Raw genomic sequence first — 2330 nt, forward strand, 5'->3', positions numbered from 1 at the left:
AGAACAACTACCTGAACCATCTGGAAGTTGGCGAATACGCCCGCAAGCAAAAGGAGTGCCGCGGGGGCAGCGCGGATGCCTGCCAAGCGGTCAAGGCACTCGACGCAGTGTCCGGGAAACGCCACGCTGCCGTTCGGGACGAGCTGTTTGCGAGGAGCGTCGAGCAGGCCAATCAGTTTCAAGACGACATTGGCAAGACGGCAGCGGATTTGGCCACGCAAATGGGCGCATGGCAGACCGAGCTCAGTGGCACGACAGACCCGGAGAAACGTACCGATCTGCAACGGCAGATCAAACTGGCCGACAATAATTTCCAGCAGATCGCCCGCCTCAGCATGGAAAACTTGGAGATGCTGTACGAGAAAACGGGAGACATCGAATATCGGCGCCGCAGCTATCAGCTGAATACGGCAGCGAACGGCAACAAAATGGCCGCTGCACTGAGCTCGGGACTGAGCGCGATGCCCGGCCGGCCGATATTTGGAGGCAAGGCGCCGAACAGGGCCGCAATGTCTGCCGCGGCTGAATCGCCAAGCTACGGGCAGAGAACTCCTGGATACGGAAAGACGACCTCGGATGCGCAAGGGAACCCGCTTCCCACGGCAGGCGCCACGCCGAATACATCGACCCCAGCACCAACGAGCACCCCCGGCAACACCACCGCCACAGGCAATACGGCCGCGCCCGCAACTTCTGCCAAGGGGGAATCGCCAAACTACGGGCAACAAATTTCCGGGTACGGAAAGACGACCCACACGGATGCGCAGGGCAACCCGCTGCCCACGGCAGGCACACCGAATACATCGACACCAACGACGCGTACCCCCTCCGACAACACCACCGTCACGTTCAAGGACCCCGTCATCGCCACAGGCAATGCGGCGGCAACTGACGCCAAGACCATCGCACTCGCTACGCAGCATGGATACAAATTCAACTCGGACGGCACTTATACTGGCCCAAACAAGGGCCCGTTGACCCACGTCGGGACTGCAGCAGATGGCGTCACCCCGGTCTTTCAACGGCCTGGCGGTGAATACTTCACGCTTAACAGCGCGGGCAAGCAGGAGACTGTGTTGCGTGGCGACACAGGCAACGGCATCCAATGGAAAAAACCCATTGGCGGCGGATCGCAGGTTGAGCAAAATCGGATCGCTGGCCGTGAGTTTCAAGACGCGTCCAACCAAGCAAGTGGATTCCCGGAGAACTTCAAAGGAGTGACTTCGACTCTGTCCGATGGGACACGGGTTACCACTATTCCCGACCATATGGCGAAGACCTTTGGTATTGTTGAGACAAAGCACGCGGTAAGTCTGTCAATGAGTGATCAGTTCAGAGCGCAAATGGACCACGCTGTCAAGACAGAAGTTCCATATACCTTGGTGGTGAGTCCATCAAATAAGGTCATATCAAAAGAACTGTGGAGAGAGATCCATAAGATAAAGGGCGCCGTTTACCAATTCGATAAAGCAACTGGAATATATACTCTGATTTCAAAAAGGCCTCAAAAATGAGAAAGTCATATATTCGAATTTCCATCGTTACTGATATCGACACCACAAAATGGGAGTTCGGCAAAAAAGTGCTGGAGACATTTTGCGAAACCGATCCACGATTGGTGCCTAGCGGTTTTGATAACAATCCAAAAATCAAAAAACCATTTCATGACATCGCTGCATGCGAGAAGTACTGGGCAATGGAAGCCATCATAGATGCGACTGCATTTGGGGATGGACTCATATTTACCAAATGGGATTGCGATTGGAAGCGATCCAAAGCGGTGAAGTATAATTGCACTATGAACCATACCTTGGTAAGCCAGCTCGGAAAGCTTCATCCCGGATGGCTTCATGGTGATGCTGACGCCAACAGAAAAATCGACTGGGCCGGCCTGTTCCACCGCCTTATTGAACTCGCCAACCCGCAGTTCGCCATTCTGCATTTGTTCACCGATATTGAAACAAGAGACGATGCATTTGGGGCAGACGAGCACGCGATTATTGCCACAGACGATTTCCTCATGGGCCCGCCGGCTGCAATTCTGAAGGACAGAGGCATTCCAAACCTGGCTTGGGCAACCTTCTTTGGCCGGGAATACACCAAGGAAATCGACGCAGAAAAGCTGCGCGCCAATGGCTTTGCCGTCGAGGCAATGGGCGATGGACACTTGGTGACTCTCACTGAAAACATTTTCGACGTGGCAGACAATTTTGCGCTGTTCTCTGCGCGGCGAGTCGAGTTGAAGAAACTGCTGAGACCAGGATTTATTCGTCTCACCAACGAACCCCATGCAACCGAACTCCCGGATAATTCCACACCAAAGCATGCGA

The 2330-nt window shown here is 54.2% G+C and carries 2 protein-coding genes; both read left to right on the top strand.

Features of this window, described 5'->3' with window-relative positions; translation table 11 throughout:
* Positions 1-1514 (top strand): putative toxin (locus VTU_RS25890; RefSeq protein WP_010101878.1); only part of this gene is annotated, 1514 nt, incomplete at its 5' end.
* Positions 1511-2330, top strand: an 820-nt coding sequence (locus VTU_RS32550; RefSeq protein ID WP_138927805.1) for a hypothetical protein, incomplete at its 3' end; no start/stop codon positions are given. The genes VTU_RS25890 and VTU_RS32550, both read left to right, overlap by 4 nt.

Source organism: Verminephrobacter aporrectodeae subsp. tuberculatae At4 (genome assembly GCF_000193225.1).
Classification (GTDB): Bacteria; Pseudomonadota; Gammaproteobacteria; order Burkholderiales; family Burkholderiaceae_C; genus Acidovorax; species Acidovorax aporrectodeae.